The organism is Lederbergia ruris, assembly GCF_018332955.1.
Taxonomy (GTDB): Bacteria; Bacillota; Bacilli; order Bacillales; family Bacillaceae_C; genus Lederbergia; species Lederbergia ruris.
The window spans coordinates 1-720 of the sequence record NZ_BORB01000105.1 but is presented as its reverse complement, the minus strand read 5'-3'; the positions used below and the strand labels follow the sequence as shown (position 1 = coordinate 720).

1 protein-coding gene and 1 pseudogene are annotated in these 720 nt (G+C 34.9%); both read right to left on the bottom strand.

All coding sequences use genetic code 11. The annotated features are described in order from the left end of the window. A pseudogene (locus tag KI363_RS22500) lies at positions 1-158 on the bottom strand (IS21-like element helper ATPase IstB); the annotation flags it as partial. Next, the coding region (locus KI363_RS21585) for a Mu transposase domain-containing protein (protein WP_444543508.1) at positions 158-720 on the bottom strand (563 nt) is incomplete at its 5' end. The pseudogene KI363_RS22500 and the gene KI363_RS21585, both read right to left, overlap by 1 nt.

Below are 720 nucleotides of genomic sequence, written 5' to 3'. Positions count from 1 at the left end.
AGTAATAAGTTCACTTTTCTTTCCTCTCTATTTTCAACCTCCCTTTCAAATAATTGAAGAAGATAGTCATAATTATTTTCAGCTTTAATTTCATGGTAATGCTCTCTTATCCAACTTAACTTCAAGCGTTTGGCATGTGCTTCAATTTGCTCTTTCATCAAGATACACCTCCGCTTTGAAGTAAAGAATCATAATGAGAAAGCCCTCTGGTTGCCGCAGGCATAGTTGGTAGATTAATAGCTGGACTTATCTCCTTATATGTATTGCTTTGATTTATTACAGTGTAAAAACAATGCTTGATTTGATCCGTACTTGGATGGCCATGAGATGAAGCCATCGTAAGAGCTTCATTGAGTAATGAAAAATCATCATTCTTTAAAAGTTCTCCTAATAGGCGTAAAGCATTTTTTTGTTCTTCTTCTGTACAGTTCTTTAAATAGTCCGTCCAAATAGATGGAAACTGGTTGTAAATACTTGAATATTTTATAGCTCTTGGTCGTTTGGACAATAAATCTAGATAAGGCTGCCAAATCATAGATTTCCGCCTTACACCATAGAGTCTGGTGTGTTTGGCAATCACTTCGTTATCTTCGTTCAAAATGGCAATTTCGTTATAAGTAATACGGACTCTAATTTTTTGTTGCGCAAACCTTGGAGATGTCGAATATTGTTTTGTATCTACATTGACGATTCCATATTTGTCTGATTTCAATTCCTCAT